Origin of the sequence: Bacillus sp. JJ1764 (assembly GCF_036962145.1) — a bacterium.
Classification (GTDB): Bacteria; Bacillota; Bacilli; order Bacillales; family Cytobacillaceae; genus Neobacillus.
In genome coordinates this window covers 30,556-32,660 of the sequence record NZ_JBALNY010000101.1, presented here as the reverse complement: position 1 = coordinate 32,660, position 2,105 = coordinate 30,556, and the positions used below count along the sequence as shown (strand labels likewise).

General features: G+C 43.6%; 1 protein-coding gene. It reads right to left on the bottom strand.

All coding sequences use genetic code 11. The features are described 5' to 3' along the window. Positions 1–263: 263 nt before the first annotated feature. Positions 264–1,853: an acetolactate synthase large subunit gene (locus V7083_RS14905; protein WP_335479143.1), complete on the bottom strand. Its 1,590-nt coding sequence runs from the start codon at positions 1,851–1,853 to the stop codon at positions 264–266. Positions 1,854–2,105: the final 252 nt, after the last annotated feature.

Below are 2,105 nucleotides of genomic sequence, written 5' to 3'. Positions count from 1 at the left end.
CGTTATGAACCTCTTAAAGCGACTGCTAGCTTCCTTTTTCACTTTACACGGTCGTTATGAGCCCCTCATAGCGACTGCTAGCATCTTTTTTCACTTTACTCGGTCGTTATAAACCCCTCATAACGACTGCTTGCTTCCTTTTTCACGCTGCTCGGGCGTTATGAACCTCTCATAGCGACTGCTTGCTCCCTTTTTCACTATACCCGGTCGTTATGCATTCTTCTATAACGACCGCACTCTATTCCTTCCTCAGAATATAGGGGTTATGGTCCACGATTCTCCACCATAACCTCCATCAAAACAAACTCATTTCCCTTCTTCGCAGAAACAAGCATCGCCTCGAACTCATTTAGATCACGTGGCTTCACACCTTTTACTCCGAAGCTTTCAGCCAATTGGACAAAATTAGGATTGGAAAAGGTGACGCCGTAACTTTCGCCAAACTTCTGCTTCATCTGGTCCACTTCTAGCTTGAGCATTGAATCATTTAAGACAATGACAATAAACGGCAGACCGAGACGCTTTGCTGTCTCCAGTTCGGCAAAATTCATTAAAGCGCCGCCGTCCCCAGTGACCACAATAACCGTTTTCTCGGGGGCTGCCAATTTGGCACCGATTGCTCCTGGAATCGAAATACCCATGGAGGCCAAGCCATTGGATATGATTAACTGCTTAGCGTGCATGGGCTGGTACGTCCTGGCAATAGCCACCTTATGGGAGCCGACATCCGAAATAATCAGGGTGTCTTCGGTTTGCACTTTTTCAATCACATGCAAAATGGCCTCAATCGTAAACCTGCTTGACCGGTTTTCTACTATAGAATAGGACTCTTCCATTCGTTTTTTTAAATCTCCGGAAGGCTGCCATTGCTTGGCGCTTATTTCCTTGGAATCCAGCATCTTTAGTGACTCTTTTATATTTCCCACCAATTCAGATCGAACCTGATAATGGTCATCCACCTCAGCACAACATGCCCCAATGTGGATGACAGGTACCTTTTTCTGATTCCATGCAGAAGGCCCGGCTTCCACTAGATCCAGACCTATGGCAATCAGTAAATCACTTTCTTCAAATCCACGTACGACATAATCTTTCTCTTTAAACCCAAAACAATAGTAATTTTGCGGGTGCTCCTTTGGTAAGATGCCTTTTGCCATAAAGCTCGTCGCCAATGGACAGCCCAATTTCGCTGCAAATTCTTGAACCTCTTGAACAGCATCCTGTCGAATTACTTGATTTCCAACAATGATAAAAGGTCGCTGACTTTCCTGAAGCAATTGCAAAACTGTGTTAACCGAGCTAGCGTTGGGCACACAATTTGTGATGTCCGATACCCTAAGAGGCTGACTTGTCACCGCTTCAGCTGCAATATTTTCCGGAAATTCAACATAAACTGCTCCTGGCTTTTCTTCATATGCCTTCCGAAAGGATTGTCGGATAATTTCAGGAATCGTATTCCCGTCTTTGATTTGAATCGCCCATTTCGTTGCTGGTCCAAAGACTCGCACCATATCCACGAACTGATGGGCTTGTTTATGATGGGTCTCCAATCCTTTTTGTCCGGCCAAAGCCACCACAGGAGAATGATCCAAGTTAGCACTGGCAATTCCCGTTAACAAATTTGCCGCTCCCGGACCAAGAGTAGCTAAACATACCCCTGTCTTCCCCGTTAATCTTCCGTAAATATCTGCCATAAAGGCTGCCCCCTGCTCGTGGCGAACAGGGATATAGCGGATTTTTTCAGAAGAAGATAAAGAATCTGCCAAATCCAATACTTCACTTCCAATTATGCCAAATATAAATTCAACACCCTCGTTTTCCAAGCACTTTACCATTAAATCTGATGCTTTCATAACAGTCTCCAACCTCCATCTTTTCTATTATTATTGTTTGCAAAAATAAGTACTTTAATATAAATAACAATATATTTATATAAAGAATGGGGACGTATGGTCTATAAAGGCTATAATGGCATAAACCTTGAATAACAAGGATTGTAACCCAAGTTATCGACTTGAGATTTTTTAGCCGATAGGAAAGTATAAACTTTCCTATCAGGCATAGGTGCAACTACGCCTAGTCAACGCCCTAAAGGCTCGCCAATC

Excerpts from the sequence above, each read along its gene's own strand:
- V7083_RS14905 (WP_335479143.1), bottom strand. The coding sequence starts at position 1,853 with ATGAAAGCATCAGATTTAATGGTAAAGTGCTTGGAAAACGAGGGTGTT.